The 12,877-nt window shown below is 72.7% G+C and carries 17 protein-coding genes; 10 read left to right on the top strand and 7 right to left on the bottom strand.

The features are described from left to right. Positions 1 to 506: 506 nt before the first annotated feature. Positions 507 to 911 (bottom strand): PLD nuclease N-terminal domain-containing protein, encoded by a 405-nt coding sequence (locus ACZ3YO_RS39395; RefSeq protein WP_465579061.1) that lies wholly within the window; start codon positions 909 to 911, stop codon positions 507 to 509. A gap of 111 nt (positions 912 to 1,022) precedes the next feature. Between ACZ3YO_RS39395 and ACZ3YO_RS39400 the strand changes: the two genes are divergently transcribed. After that, positions 1,023 to 2,480, top strand: coding sequence for a menaquinone biosynthesis decarboxylase (locus ACZ3YO_RS39400; RefSeq protein WP_396326121.1), 1,458 nt, complete (start codon positions 1,023 to 1,025; stop codon positions 2,478 to 2,480). Further along, a complete protein-coding gene (mqnP, locus tag ACZ3YO_RS39405; RefSeq protein ID WP_396326120.1) occupies positions 2,477 to 3,382 on the top strand; it encodes a menaquinone biosynthesis prenyltransferase MqnP in 906 nt (301 codons plus the stop codon). Before ACZ3YO_RS39400 ends, mqnP begins: the two co-directional genes overlap by 4 nt. A 2-nt stretch (positions 3,383 to 3,384) precedes the next feature. On the opposite strand, the gene ACZ3YO_RS39410 is transcribed toward mqnP, so the two are convergent. Together ACZ3YO_RS39410 and ACZ3YO_RS39415 are read right to left on the bottom strand one after the other, a co-directional pair. Next, entirely contained in the window at positions 3,385 to 3,600 is a 216-nt protein-coding gene (locus tag ACZ3YO_RS39410; protein WP_465579064.1) for a DUF4287 domain-containing protein, read from the bottom strand. 44 nt (positions 3,601 to 3,644) lie between these two features. Then, positions 3,645 to 4,283 carry a DUF998 domain-containing protein gene (locus ACZ3YO_RS39415; RefSeq protein ID WP_465579066.1) on the bottom strand — a complete coding sequence of 213 codons (639 nt, stop codon included), beginning with the start codon at positions 4,281 to 4,283 and terminating at the stop codon, positions 3,645 to 3,647. A gap of 139 nt (positions 4,284 to 4,422) precedes the next feature. Between ACZ3YO_RS39415 and ACZ3YO_RS39420 the strand changes: the two genes are divergently transcribed. Further along, positions 4,423 to 4,905 carry a diadenosine tetraphosphate hydrolase gene (locus ACZ3YO_RS39420; RefSeq protein ID WP_465579068.1) on the top strand — a complete coding sequence of 161 codons (483 nt, stop codon included), beginning with the start codon at positions 4,423 to 4,425 and terminating at the stop codon, positions 4,903 to 4,905. Positions 4,906 to 5,053: 148 nt separating this feature from the next. Next, positions 5,054 to 5,674 carry a DJ-1/PfpI family protein gene (locus ACZ3YO_RS39425; protein ID WP_465579070.1) on the top strand — a complete coding sequence of 207 codons (621 nt, stop codon included), beginning with the start codon at positions 5,054 to 5,056 and terminating at the stop codon, positions 5,672 to 5,674. 5 nt (positions 5,675 to 5,679) lie between these two features. Here the strand turns inward: ACZ3YO_RS39425 and ACZ3YO_RS39430 are convergent, their stop codons facing one another. Next, on the bottom strand, positions 5,680 to 6,165 hold the full coding sequence (locus ACZ3YO_RS39430; RefSeq protein ID WP_465579072.1) for a GNAT family N-acetyltransferase: 486 nt from the start codon (positions 6,163 to 6,165) through the stop codon (positions 5,680 to 5,682). Positions 6,166 to 6,298: 133 nt separating this feature from the next. Between ACZ3YO_RS39430 and ACZ3YO_RS39435 the strand changes: the two genes are divergently transcribed. Both ACZ3YO_RS39435 and ACZ3YO_RS39440 read left to right on the top strand, forming a co-directional pair. Then, positions 6,299 to 6,688 (top strand): cupin domain-containing protein, encoded by a 390-nt coding sequence (locus tag ACZ3YO_RS39435; protein ID WP_465579074.1) that lies wholly within the window; start codon positions 6,299 to 6,301, stop codon positions 6,686 to 6,688. Between the two features lie 53 nt (positions 6,689 to 6,741). Continuing rightward, positions 6,742 to 7,647, top strand: a complete 906-nt coding sequence (locus tag ACZ3YO_RS39440; RefSeq protein ID WP_465579076.1) for an ATP-grasp domain-containing protein — start codon at positions 6,742 to 6,744, stop codon at positions 7,645 to 7,647. Here the strand turns inward: ACZ3YO_RS39440 and ACZ3YO_RS39445 are convergent. Beyond that, complete coding sequence (locus ACZ3YO_RS39445; RefSeq protein ID WP_465579078.1) at positions 7,644 to 8,006, bottom strand: hypothetical protein; 363 nt, start codon at positions 8,004 to 8,006, stop codon at positions 7,644 to 7,646. The genes ACZ3YO_RS39440 and ACZ3YO_RS39445 overlap by 4 nt on opposite strands. A gap of 399 nt (positions 8,007 to 8,405) precedes the next feature. Between ACZ3YO_RS39445 and ACZ3YO_RS39450 the strand changes: the two genes are divergently transcribed. Beyond that, positions 8,406 to 8,777: a VOC family protein gene (locus ACZ3YO_RS39450; protein ID WP_465579080.1), complete on the top strand. Its 372-nt coding sequence runs from the start codon at positions 8,406 to 8,408 to the stop codon at positions 8,775 to 8,777. Positions 8,778 to 8,831: 54 nt separating this feature from the next. On the opposite strand, the gene ACZ3YO_RS39455 is transcribed toward ACZ3YO_RS39450, so the two are convergent. Both ACZ3YO_RS39455 and ACZ3YO_RS39460 read right to left on the bottom strand, forming a co-directional pair. After that, on the bottom strand, positions 8,832 to 9,548 hold the full coding sequence (locus ACZ3YO_RS39455) for an MOSC domain-containing protein (protein ID WP_465579082.1): 717 nt from the start codon (positions 9,546 to 9,548) through the stop codon (positions 8,832 to 8,834). 98 nt (positions 9,549 to 9,646) lie between these two features. After that, entirely contained in the window at positions 9,647 to 10,390 is a 744-nt protein-coding gene (locus ACZ3YO_RS39460) for a cyclase family protein (RefSeq protein ID WP_465579084.1), read from the bottom strand. Positions 10,391 to 10,458: 68 nt separating this feature from the next. Here ACZ3YO_RS39460 and ACZ3YO_RS39465 point away from each other — a divergent pair, with 68 nt between their 5' ends. From ACZ3YO_RS39465 to ACZ3YO_RS39475, 3 genes are all read left to right on the top strand, one after another. After that, complete coding sequence (locus tag ACZ3YO_RS39465; protein ID WP_465579086.1) at positions 10,459 to 11,130, top strand: UbiX family flavin prenyltransferase; 672 nt, start codon at positions 10,459 to 10,461, stop codon at positions 11,128 to 11,130. Between the two features lie 129 nt (positions 11,131 to 11,259). Beyond that, positions 11,260 to 11,721 (top strand): Lrp/AsnC family transcriptional regulator, encoded by a 462-nt coding sequence (locus tag ACZ3YO_RS39470; protein ID WP_209417486.1) that lies wholly within the window; start codon positions 11,260 to 11,262, stop codon positions 11,719 to 11,721. Positions 11,722 to 11,725: 4 nt separating this feature from the next. After that, complete coding sequence (locus ACZ3YO_RS39475) at positions 11,726 to 12,688, top strand: threonine ammonia-lyase (protein ID WP_465579089.1); 963 nt, start codon at positions 11,726 to 11,728, stop codon at positions 12,686 to 12,688. Positions 12,689 to 12,877 lie beyond the last annotated feature (189 nt).

Below are 12,877 nucleotides of genomic sequence, written 5' to 3' on the forward strand. Positions count from 1 at the left end.
CGCCCGTGGGCGTCGGCCGGGACCTCGGGGATCTCGTCGCCGACCGGCGCCTCATGCACAACCGTCATCTCGAACCACTCCAAGGGTGAGGGAACTGTCCGACAGCCAACGTCTGCATTGCCCCCGGCTGCGAATCACTTCTTCACTTATGACTGTACGAGGGGCCCCGCGCTGGTTTCGGCGTCGATTCTGTACAAGGTCGCGTCCGTTTAGATGTCAGGGCTGCACAGAAACCGGCCCCGGAGCCCATGTGCGGACAGTGCCCGTTCGATTACCCGATGCTGTCCACCGGGTCCCGTTCGGATGATCTGGACATGAGGAAACGTGCAGGTCAGGCCGGTCGCCGGGGGGCGTCGGCGGGCCACCCGCGGAGTCGCTGCGGGCAGGCTCCGGCGGCGTCGGCCGGGCGGGAAGGAGCGGCTTCGGCGGCCGATCAGTCGTAGGGATACGCCAAAAACACCGAAGCCCACCCGGATGGTCCCGGGTGGGCTGTCCGAGGGACTGCGTCAGCTCTTGCGGCCGTCCTCCGGCTCGTCCTTGCCCCGCAGCTCCTCCTCGCGGCGGCGCAGGTCCGCCTCCCACTGCCTGAGCATGTCCTCGTGCCGGTTGTCGTCCTTCTTCAACGAGGCCAGGAACTCCGGGTCGTCGTCCGGCGCGAGCGGCCGCCCGCCTCGCGGGCGCTCGTACCCCGGCCCGCCGGAGATGCGGTCCGCCGGCCGGATCTGCAGGGCGCCGCGCTGCTTGCCGGCCACCAGCCAGGCGATCGAGCCGACCAGCGGGAAGAGCAGCACGATGATCACCCAGATCACCTTGGGCAGGTGCTTCACCTCCTCCTCGGGCGTGGTCAGGCAGTCGATGAACGCCCACACCCAGAGGGCGAGCGGAAGGACGAAGGTCAGGATCCTCAGCACGGCGGCGATCTCCCCCGGCGACGGCGGTGGTGGCGGGCGGCCTCGAAGCGGCGGCGGCTTCACGGGGGCCCTTGACCGAGCCAGGCTATCGGGTGGCGGATACTGACTGGCATGGCATACGACGATCTCCGCTCCTTTCTGCGGGCCCTCGACCGGGAGGGCGACCTCAAGCGCATCAAGGCCGAGGTGGACCCCCATCTGGAGATCGGCGAGATCGTCGACCGGGTCCAGAAGGCCAAGGGCCCTGCCCTGCTGTTCGAGAACGTCAAGGGCTCGTCGATGCCGCTGGCGATGAACGTCTTCGGCACCGAGCGCCGGCTCGCCAAGGCGCTCGGCCTCAAGGGTCCGGACGACATCTCCGAGAAGATCGCCGGCCTGCTGAAGCCGGAGCTGCCGCAGGGCTTCACCGGCTTCCGGGACGCCTTCGGCAAGCTCGCCTCGATGGCCCACGTGCCGCCCCGCAAGGTCAAGCAGGGCGAGGCCGCCGTCCAGGAGGTCGTGCTCACCGGTGACGACGTCAACCTGGACGAGCTGCCCGCCCTCTTCACCTGGCCGCTGGACGGCGGCTCCTTCTTCAACCTGGGCCTGACCCACACCAAGGACCCGGACACCGGCATCCGCAACCTCGGCCTCTACCGGCTCCAGCGGCACGACCGGCGCACCATCGGCATGCACTGGCAGATCCACAAGGACAGCCGCAACCACTACGCGGTGGCCGCCCGCCGCGGGGAACGGCTGCCGGTCGCGATCGCCTTCGGCTGCCCGCCGGCCGTCACCTACGCCGCCACCGCGCCGCTGCCGGGTGACATCGACGAGTACCTGTTCGCCGGCTTCGTCGCCGGGGAGCGGGTCAAGATGGTCGACTGCAAGACCGTCCCGCTGCAGGTCCCGGCCGACGCCGAGGTCGTGCTGGAGGGCTGGCTGGAGCCCGGCGAGATGCTGCCCGAGGGCCCGTTCGGCGACCACACCGGCTTCTACACGCCGCAGGAGCCGTTCCCGGCACTGAAGATCGACTGCGTGACGATGCGCCGCCGCCCGATCCTGCAGTCCATCGTGGTCGGCCGCCCGCCGACGGAGGACGGCCCGCTGGGCAAGTTCACCGAGCGGTTCTTCCTGCCGCTGCTGAAGATCATCATCCCGGACATCGTCGACTACGACCTGCCCGAGGCCGGCGGCTTCCACAACTGCGTGATCGTCTCGATCGACAAGAAGTACCCCAAGCACGCCCAGAAGACGATGCACGCCATCTGGGGCGCCCACATGATGTCGCTGACCAAGCTGATCATCGTGGTCGACTCCGACTGCGATGTGCACGACTACCAGGAAGTCGCCTGGCGCGCCTTCGGCAACGTGGACTACAGCCGCGACCTGACGGTGGTGGAGGGCCCGGTCGACCACCTCGACCACGCCTCCTACCAGCAGTTCTGGGGCGGCAAGGCGGGTATCGACGCGACCCGCAAGCTGCCCGAGGAGGGCTACACCCGGGACGGCGGCTGGCCCGAGATGGTCTCCTCCGACCCGGCCACGGCCGAGCTGGTGGACCGCCGCTGGAAGGAGTACGGGCTGTGAGCACCGCTGCGGCGCTTCCGGAGGTCCCGCCGGGCAAGGTGAAGGCGTTCCTGCGGCTGGTGATGATCGAGCACTCGGTCTTCGCCCTGCCCTTCGCCTACATCGCCGCGCTGACGGCGATGTTCCTCGCCGACGAGCGGGTGCACTGGGGCGAGCTGTTCATCGTCACGGTCTGCATGGTCGGCCTGCGCACCTTCGCCATGGCCGCCAACCGGATCATCGACCGCGAGATCGACGCCCGGAACCCGCGCACCGCCGGGCGTGAACTGGTCACCGGCGCAGTGTCGGTGAAGACCGCGTACACCGGCTCGGCGATCGCGCTGGTGGTCTTCCTCGGCGCGGCCGCTCTGCTGAACCCGCTCTGCCTCGCGCTGGCGCCGGTCGCCGTCGTCCCGATGGTGGTCTACCCGTACGGCAAGCGGTTCACGGACTTCCCGCAGGCGATCCTGGGCCTCGCCCAGGCCATGGGCCCGGTCGGCGCCTGGCTGGCCGTCACGGGCTCGTGGTCCTGGGACGCGGTCGTCCTGGGCGCGGCGGTGGGCATCTGGATCGGCGGCTTCGACCTGATCTACGCCTGCCAGGACGTCGCCTCCGACCGGGCGGGCGGCGTGCGCTCGGTGCCGGCCCGCTTCGGCATCCCGGCGGCGATCCGGGGCGCCCGCGTCTGCCACGTGCTCACCACGCTGCTGCTCGGCTGGTACGCGGTGCTGACCGACGCCGGGCCCGCGTTCTGGATCGGGCTGGCGGTCGTGGCCGGCGCCTTCGTCTACGAGCACACCATCGTGAAGCCGAACGACCTGTCGAAGCTGAACCGGGCGTTCTTCCAGACGAACGGGTTCGTCGGGATCTCGCTGTTCTTCTTCGCACTGGTCGACTTGGTCGTGCGCGGCCTCGGGATCTGACGTCAGCTCTTCCCGCCCTCGTCGAGCGTGTGCTTGACGAGGGCGTTGGCGTGTCCGTGGCCGAGACCGTGCTCGCTCTTGAGCCAGGCGACCAGCTCCATGTGCCTGGTCAGCGGGGAGGAGCGGATCAGCTCCTTCCAGTGCGAGATCGGCTCGCCGTACTTCTTCTCGATCGACGGGAAGTAGGCGGCGGGGCCCTTGGCGGGTTCGGTGCTCATGGTGGGGGTCTCCTGGTCGTGTGGTGATCCGGATCCGGTGGTTGTCACGCGGTCAGCTTGGCGGTGGTGGCAGTCAGCCAGCCCAGACCGAGGGCGGCCCCGGCGGTGAAGGCCAGGACGGTGGCTCCGGAACCGGCGAATCCGGCCAGCACGCCGACCGGCACGACGCGGGAGGCGACGGCCCACGTGCGCTCGCCGGCGGCGGCGAAGTGCCGGGCGAGCACCAGGAAGGCGGCGCAGAGGGCGAGGAAGCCGACCGAGCCGCCGATCATGTGGACGGTGCCGTGCGGGCTGAGCTCGGCGACCCGGCCCTCCGGGGCGCCGACCGGGAACCCCGCGCCGGGGTCGGCCTTGAACACGGCGCTGACGAGGAACGACGCGCCGAACACGCCGACCAGGCGAGGGGCCCAGGTGCCGCCGGGGCTGTTGCGCAGGGTCCGGCGGAGGCCGACGGCGCCCGCGATCGTCAGCACGCCGGTGACCAGGAAGCTCGCCACCTGGATGAAGCCGAGACCGCCGAGCGCGAGCTGACTGATGGCGTTGCGGCCGAAGTCGAAGCCCTCACGGGTGAGGCCCTGGGTGATTCCCACGGCCAGGAACAGCGGGCCCGCGGCGGCGCCGGCGGTCAGCAGGGTGCGGGTGCGGGCGGCGGGGGCGCTCAGCACTGCGGTGGTGTTCGTCATGCCCGGTAAGACCGGGGGCGTGAGCGGAACTCATCGGCATGCCGGGTGTGATCCGGGTCACAGGGGGTCACGTGGTGGTGCAGAGGGACGAACGACCCACCGGGGGACGGTCGTGCGGGCCGGGACGTAGCATCTGCGCATGATCGACGAGACCGCTCCAGACTGGCGGGCCGACCGGATCGGAAGCGCCCTGCGCGGTGAGAACCCCACCGTCATGAGGCGGTTGGACGCCGGGTTCGCCGTCGTCGGCGACGTCCAGTTCCTGCCCGGATACTCGATCCTGCTCACCGACGAACCGGGTGTCGAGCGCCTCTCCGACCTGCCGCGCCCGCGCCGGCTCGCCTACCTCGCCGACATGGACCGCCTCGGCGAGGCCGTCGAACGGGCCTGCCGGGCCGCAGATCCGGCGTTCCGGCGCGTCAACCTTGAGATCCTCGGCAACAAGGACGCCTTCCTGCACGCCCACGTCTGGCCCCGCTTCGACTGGGAGCCCGACCACCTCGTCCGGATGCCGGTCTGGCTCTACCCGCAGGACCACTGGCGCGACCCGCAGTACGCCCTCGGCCCGCAGCACGACGCGGTCCGCGCCGCTGTCGGGGCCGCGCTCGACGCGCTGCAGTAGGCCGGAGCGGGTTCCGGCTGCGGCGGTAGGCGCTGTCTCGGGTCGTCCCGCCGGCTGGTATTCCCGCGGGAGCGGGCGGCCACTCGATGGCGTGAAGTTCGCCGCCGGGCATGGAAGGCCGGTCCAACCCGTGCCTACGCTGCGGGACATGGACATCGTGATCCCGCTCTTCGATCGCTTCGAGCCGCTCGACGCGATCGGCCCGTACGAGATCCTCGCGTACGTGCCGGGCGCGAAGGTGCGCTTCGTCGCGCCGCAACCGGGCCGGGTCGGCGACGCGTTGGGCGCCCTCACGGTGGACGTTCCCACCCGTTACTCGGAGGTCGACGCCTGCGACGTGCTGCTCGTCCCCGGCGGCAACGGCACCCGGCCGCTCGCCGGTGATCCGGAGTTCCTCGACTGGATCTGCCGCGTGCACGAGACGACCCGGTTCACGACGTCCGTCTGCACCGGCTCCCTCGTCCTCGGCGCCGCCGGGCTGCTCAAGGGGCTCACCGCCACCACCCACTGGGGCGCCGTCGCCGATCTGGAGAGCCACGGCGCCACCTACACCGCCGAGCGGGTCGTCCGCAGCGGACGGATCATCACCTCGGCGGGTGTCTCGTCCGGTATCGACATGGCCCTCCGGCTGGCTGCCCTGCTCACCGACGACGTCACCGCCCAGGCCATCCAGCTCTGCACCGAGTACGACCCCCAACCACCGTTCGACACCGGCTCCCCGGCCAAGGCGCCGGCTGCCGTCCGGGAGCGCATCCGCACGCTGGGCTGAGGCGTTCAGCCCAGCAGACGGCGCCGGTACCGGACGGCGGGGCGGTCGTTGACGGTGAGGTCCCCGACCGCCGTGAAGCCGGTGCGACGGAGCACCGCCAGGGACGCCGGATTGTCCAGCGTGGCCACGGCCGTGAGTGTCGAGAGCCCGTAGTCGGCCGCGGCGAGCCGGAAGACCTCCAGTACCGCGGCCGTCGCCACACCCCGGCCCGCGGCCTGTTCGCCGACCCGATAGCCGAGTTCGGCGCCGCCGTCCTCGACGTCCACCAGGTTGACGCGGCCGAGCAGCTCCCCGCGCTCGTCCACGACGAGGTGGAAGTGGCAGGACCCGGCGTCCTGTTCGGCGAGCAGGGCGCGGTGCCGGTCGGCGAAGCCTTCGAAGTACGCGTCACCGCGGTCCGGCACCGACCGGGCGAAGTACTCCCGGTGCTCCAGCTCGAACGCCAGCAGGGCCGGCGCGTGGTCGTTCCGGAGCCGCTCCAACCTGATCATGCCTGCCAGCATAGGCAGTTCGGCCGGGGAGCTCGGCGGAACGGCTCCGCATGGTCGGCGGCCCAGGCATCCAGCCCGCGGGCCGGCCGGTGACGTCCCGGACGGCGGAGGTGACCGGCTCCGGGGAGCCGATGTGAGCGCCGGTGAAGTCGAGCGCGTCCTCCACGATCCGGCCGGCCGGCCGCTGCCGAGCATCCGGCGGCGCGCCTCCTCCCGGGGGATCTCCTCCCACCGGACGGGCCGGCCGGCGGCCTCCCCGAGGATCCGCAGGTGCTCGGCCTGGGTCGGCGAGGAGGGGCCGGTCGGGTGGTACCGGGCGCCGTCGTACCCGTCGTCCACGAGCGCGCGGACGGCGACGGCGGCGATCTGCGGCGCCTACCAGCTCGACCCGGCGCGTGCTCACCCCCTGCTGGACGAGCCGCCGGACCTCCTGCACCTGCCCAGCCGCCCCGGCCACCACCCCGAGCTCCGGCCGCGGTGGAACTCCTCGGCGGTCGGCCGTCGGCGGCCGTCAATACACTGAAGGCCGACCGGCACACGCGAAGGCGAACCGGCCCTCTGCGACAGGAGAGTTCCGTGCGAGCTGCCAGGATCGCGGTCGTGACCAGCGCCGTCGGCGCCGAGTACGACGACGACCTCCCGCTGATCGTCGACGCCCTGCGGGCCGAAGGCCTGGCGGCCGAGGCGGTGGCCTGGGACGCCGACGCCCCGGGGTGGGAGCGGTTCGACCTGGCGGTCATCCGGTCGACCTGGGACTACGCGGAGCGGCTCGGTGAGTTCCTGGCCTGGGCCGACGCGACGGCCCGCGCCACCCGGCTGTGGAATCCGGCGCCCGTGGTGCGCTGGAACAGCGACAAGCGCTATCTGCCGGCGCTCGCCGGGCGTGGCGTCCCCGTCGTGCCGACGCGGTTCCTCGACCCGGGCGCGCCCTGCGATGAGGCGGACTTCGACCTGGCCGGGGGAGTGGTGGTCAAGCCCGCCGTCTCCGCGGGCGCCCGGGACACCGCGCGCTACGAGCCGGGCCGGTCCGCGGACGCCCTGGCCCATGCCCGCCTGCTGCTCGACCAGGGGCGCACGGCGATGGTCCAGCCGTACCTCCGGCGGGTGGAGGAGGGGGAGCGCGCACTGGTCTTCGTCGCCGGCGCCTTCAGCCACGCCATCCGCAAGAGCCCGGTACTGACCGAGCCGGGGGTGATCGACAACTTCCGGACGGCGCACCCCGGCGTCACCCAGTACCGGCCGACCGAGCCCGAGCTCCGTACCGCCCGGGCCGCTCTCGCGGCGGTCCCGGCCGCCGACCCGCTGCTGTTCGCCCGGGTGGACCTGGCGCTGGACGAGGCGGGGGAGCCGGTGGTCATGGAGCTGGAGCTGATCGAGCCGAACCTGTTCCTCCGGGACTGCCCGCAGGGGCTGGAGCGCCTCGCCGCGGCCGTGGCCGCCGAGAGCCGGCGCGAGGCTCGGGGGTGGACGGGGCCGGCCTAGCCGAGCCGTGGCGCCTCCGGGTGGTAGGCACGCTGCCGTTCGACCGGTGCGTCGCCGAAGTCGCCCTTGCCGTTGACGACCTCGCCCACCCCGACCCGGACGCCCTGGGCCCGGCCGAAGCCCTTGAGCACCCCGCCCCTCCCGTCCGGGTCCGGGTAGCCGTACGGGTGGCCGGCGGCCAGGACCACCGAACGGGCCGAGACCTGCCCGAGCACCTGAGCGCCGGAGCCGATCCGGCTGGAGCCCGTCACCTCGGCGCCGCCCCCGAGCCGGGTCTCGTCGCCGAGCTCGATGCTGTCGGTTCCGGCCGCCTTGATCCGTGCACCGCCCTCGCCGATCTCCGACCGCGCGCCGATCACGATGGCCCCGCACGCCGGTGGCCCTGATCAGGGTGCCGCCGTGCAGCACGTTCCCCCGCCGGAGGAGGCAACCGCTGCGTTCGTCGCACTCGATGACCACGCCGGGGTAGAGCACGTTCCCGGGGTGCAGCCGGACCCGCCGCGAGACGATCACCGAGAACGGGTCGAGTACGACGACGCCCTGGTCGGCGAGGTCCATCAGCTCCCCGGGTGTGAGCAGCCCGCGCTCCCGGCGCATCCGCGCCACCCGCTCCTCCGGCGACCCGGCTCCCATGATCATCCGCTCATGCTCCCGACTGGGGCACCTGCTGTAAAGCGGGTGCCCGGCGGGCGGCCGTGCGGGCACGACGCCCGCATGGCACGGTGGGCGGGAACGAGCCGGACCCTGGGAGGAACACCGTGATCGGCAAGCTGCAGTGCATCGTCCTCGACTGTCCGGAACCGGCCGTGCTGGCCCGGTTCTACGCGGCGCTGCTGGGCGGCGAGGTCGACCGGCCGGACCGGCGGTGGTCGCTGGACGAGACGTGGTCCACCCTGCACACCGAGGGCGGCCCGGTGTTCTGCTTCCAGGGTGTCGCCGACCACCGGCCGCCGCAGTGGCCCGACCCGGCGCACCCCCAGCAGGTGCACCTGGACATCGACGTGGAGGACCTCGACGGCGCCGAGCGCGAGGTGCTCGCGCTCGGCGCCACCAGGCTGTCCGACGCCGGTGGTTGGCGGGTCTACGCGGACCCGGCCGGCCACCCGTTCTGCCTGCTCGCGGCCGGCTGACCGGAGACGTTCCCCGGTGCCCGCGCACGCTGGGCGGAGTCCTGCTGCGCGTGCTCAGTCCAGCGACAGGACGTCACCGACGCTCAGGCGGCCGGGAGTCGCCACCTCGGCGAGGGCGTCGAGGCGGTTGTCGTGCGCCTGGGCGACGGCCTTGAGGATCTCGGGGGCGTGCGGGAGGCCGGGCTGGGCGGCGGTGGTCATCACACACCGCTCGCTGGAGCGGACGAAGGCCAGCCGGGCGCCGGCGCTGGAGCCGCTGCGGGCCTCGTGGCCAAACCAGTCGTCCTCGACGAACGGCCGGGTGCCGGGCGGGGTGCGCAGCAGGATGTTGGGGCGGAAGCGGCGCTCGTCCACGACGGTGGACGGGCAGGCCGCGCGGACCCAGTCCAGGGTGGCGGTGGTGAGCACGCTGACCGGGAGCTGGTCGAGGTGGGAGACGGCGTCCTCGCGGGCGAGTGCGACGTCCGGGCGCTGGAGGTAGGCGCGCAGGAAGGCGGTCGGGTCGGCGACCGGCCGGCCGAGCGGGTCGAACAGCTCGGGGCCGTCGAGCCGGTGGCCGAGCCGGGAGGAGAGGCGGAGCAGGCCGTCCATCCGGCGGAAGCGCCGGGTGTTCTTGCCGGAGCCGAACTTGCCCGCGCCGTCGCGCACGGCGTAGAGGCGGTCGCCGGCCAGGCCGCGTTCGTCCACCTCGACGGAGTCGAGCCGCTCGCCGCCGGTGGACTTCACGGGGTAGCGCCAGAGCTGCTCGATCACTCCGATGATCTCTGCCATGGCGGGAAAGCCTAGCGGCGCCCGCCGGGGATGGTCTAGACCAAGTCCCCCTTTGGTCAAGCCGGTCCGGTCAAGCCGGTGCGGTCGAGCCCGCCCGCTCACCCCAGCCGGGCGACGGCCCGCACCGGCGCGCCGTCGGCCGCGACCAGCCGCAGCGGGAAGAGCGAGACCTCCACCGGCCGCCCGGCCTGCTGGGCCATGAGCAGCGTCCGCAGGTCGGTCAGGTTCTCGGCGATCACGCCGCCCCCGGATGCGCCCAGCAGCACCCGGTGCGCGGCCAGCGTGGGCTCCGCGGCGGCCGGCTGGTCGTGCTCGTCGGTCAGGTCGGCGAGCAGCGCGGCCACCGCCGGGTCGCCCGGGCCCGGATCGGGGGTGGGGTCGACGCTCAGCGCGTCCACGCCGACCGTCCGCACCCCGGCGGCGACGATCGCCTCGGCCGCCCCGGCGGTCAGGCTGGGGTGGGCGAGGTAGGCGTCGGTGCCCCAGTGCCGGGCCCAGCCGGTGGCCAGCAACAGGACAGTGCCCTCCGCGGACCGCTCCAGCGCCGGGGCGAGCAGCTCCGGCGTCACCTCCGCACGCGGCTCCAGACCGCGCAGGTCGGCGACGACGGCCGGGCCGGTGAACCGCTCCAGCGGCAGGCCGTCCAGCGTCGGCCAGGTGACGTCCACGTGGTACGGCGCGTCCACATGGGTGCCGGACTGCGAGCCGAGGTGCAGGGCCAGCACGTTCACCCCGGCGGTGGCGGTGGTGAGCGCGGGCTCCAGGACGACGGCCGGATCGCCGGGGTAGACCGGCATCGCGGTGGTCACCTGATGGGTGAGGTCGACGAGGGTCGCTGCCATGCCGCCCATCCTCCCAGGGGTGACGGCGGATGGGGCCGTTGCGGTGGCCTCCGTATAGAAAGGGAGCCATGGGAACAGACAAGCGTCAGCCGTGGGTGGTCGGGGTCTCGGGCGCGTCCGGTACGCCGTACGCGGCCTCCGTGATCCGGGCGCTGATCGCCGCCGGGGAGCCGGTGGACCTGATCGTCAGCCGGGCCGCCCGGCTCACCATCCTGGACGAGACCGGCATCTCGTTCCGTGACGCGCACTGGCGCACCGACCTCGCCGCCTGGCTGGCCACCGACGACGCCCGCTTCGGCCCGGAGCAGCTCGACGACGTCCGCTACTGGCCCGCCGGGGACTTCGCGGCCGGCCCGTCCAGCGGCTCCTACCCGGCCAAGGGCATGCTGGTGGTCCCGGCGACCACCGGCGCGGTGGCCGGGATCGCGCTCGGCCTGAGCAAGGACCTGCTCCAGCGGGTCGCCAGCGTGACCCTCAAGGAGCGCCGCCCGCTGGTGGTCTGCGTCCGCGAGGCGCCACTCAACGGGGTGACGCTGAAGCACCTGGTGGAGCTGGACGCGCAGGGCGCCGTCGTGCTCCCCGCCTCGCCCGGTTTCTACGCGGGCGGCTCCACCGTCCGGGAGCTGGTCGACTTCGTGGCCGGACGGGTGCTGGACGCGGCCGGTGTACCGCACATGCTGTACCGGCGCTGGGAGGGTGAGTTGGGCGCGGCCGCGCGCCACACCGCGCAGCCGGAGTGAGGGGGAGTGAGGAGCCCGGGAGCGGGAGAGTATGTTCTCTGCGATACCCGGGTTGTTCCGCGCATGGCGCCTTTGAATCCGGATAATGATCTGTGGGTCTGGTGAGGTTCGGAAGGACGCGGACGGTATATGGACACGGTGGACAGACAGCTCATCCAGGCGCTCCGGGAGAACGGCCGTGCGTCCTACGCCGAGCTGGGCCGACTGGTGGGCCTCTCCGGCCCGAGCGTCACGGACCGGATCAACCGCCTGGAGCAGGCCGGGGTCATCACCGGCTACCGGGCGACGGTCAACCCGGCCTCGCTCGGCTTCGGCGTCACGGCCCTGATCGGCCTTCAGCTCACCGACGCGGCCGACCACGAGGACGTCGCGCACCGGCTGAAGGACCTCGGCGAGGTCGAGGACTGCTGGTTCATCGCCGGTGACGACTCGTACATGCTCAAGGTCCGGGTCTCCGACGTGGAGGGCCTGGAGTCGGTGGTCAAGCGGATCTCCGGAACGAAAGGCGTGGCCCGGACCCGTACTACCGTCGTACTCTCCACGAAGTGGGAGAACCGGGTGAGCGAACTCCCTCTAGCCGAAGGGGAGTAAAACGATGGCACTGGTCGGTCTGGAGGAGCTGCGCGCGGCCCGGCAGCGGATCGCCGGGGTGGCGGTACGAACCCCGCTGGTCCCCGCCCCCTGGGCAGCCCACGGCGAGCGCCGGCTCTGGCTCAAGCCGGAGAACCTCCAGCCGACCGGCGCCTTCAAGACCCGCGGGGCCTACAACCGGCTCGCCGCGCTCACCGGGCAGGAGCGGGCCCGCGGCGTGGTCGCCCAGTCCAGTGGCAACCACGCGCAGGCGGTGGCGTACGCGGCCGGGCTGCTCGGCATCAAGGCCGTGATCGTGATGCCGGACACCTCTCCGGCGGTAAAGGTCGACGCCACCCGCGCGTTCGGCGCCGAGGTGGTCCTGGTCTCGCCGGAGGAGCGCGACATCCTGCCCGGCGAGCTGGCCGAGCGGCACGGCTACGTCTGGGTGCCCCCGTACGACGACCCGTTCATCATCGCGGGCCAGGGCACGGTCGGCCTGGAGATCGCCGAGGACGCCCCGGCCGAGCTGGACACCGTGCTGGTGCCGGTCAGTGGCGGCGGCCTGATCTCCGGCACGGCGGCCGCGCTCAAGCTCACCCGCCCGGGCGTCCGGGTGGTCGGCGTCGAGCCCGAGCTGGCGGCCGACGCCCAGGCCAGCCTCCGGGCCGGCGAGCGGCTCTCCTGGCCGGTCGCCGACACCTACCGGACGATCGCGGACGGGCTGCGCACCCCCTCGGTCGGCGAGCTGCCCTTCGAGCACCTCACCGCCTACGTGGACGACATCGTCACCGTCACCGAGGACGAGATCCGCGCCACCGTGGCCCTGCTGGCCCGCCGTGGCCGGCTGGTGGCCGAGCCCTCCGGCGCGGTCGCCCCGGCCGCGTACTTCCACCGCGCGGCCGAGACCGGCGGCCAGGCGGTGGCGGCGGTGGTCAGCGGCGGCAACATCGAGCCGGCCCTGCTCGCGGAGCTGCTGGCGGGCTGAGGTCGCCGCGCCCGGGTCGCGACGGGGCCGCGGGCGCCAGGGGCGTACGCTCGTTCCGGCAACGATTCGAAGTCGGAGGAGGCGGGGCACCGCATGGACGCAGGGCTGAAGCGCGAGCTGGAGGCGAAGGTCTACGCGGGTGAGCGGCTGACCCGGGAGGACGGGATCGCGCTCTACGAGAGCGATGAC

It is taken from the genome of Kitasatospora sp. NPDC022785 (assembly GCF_055561295.1).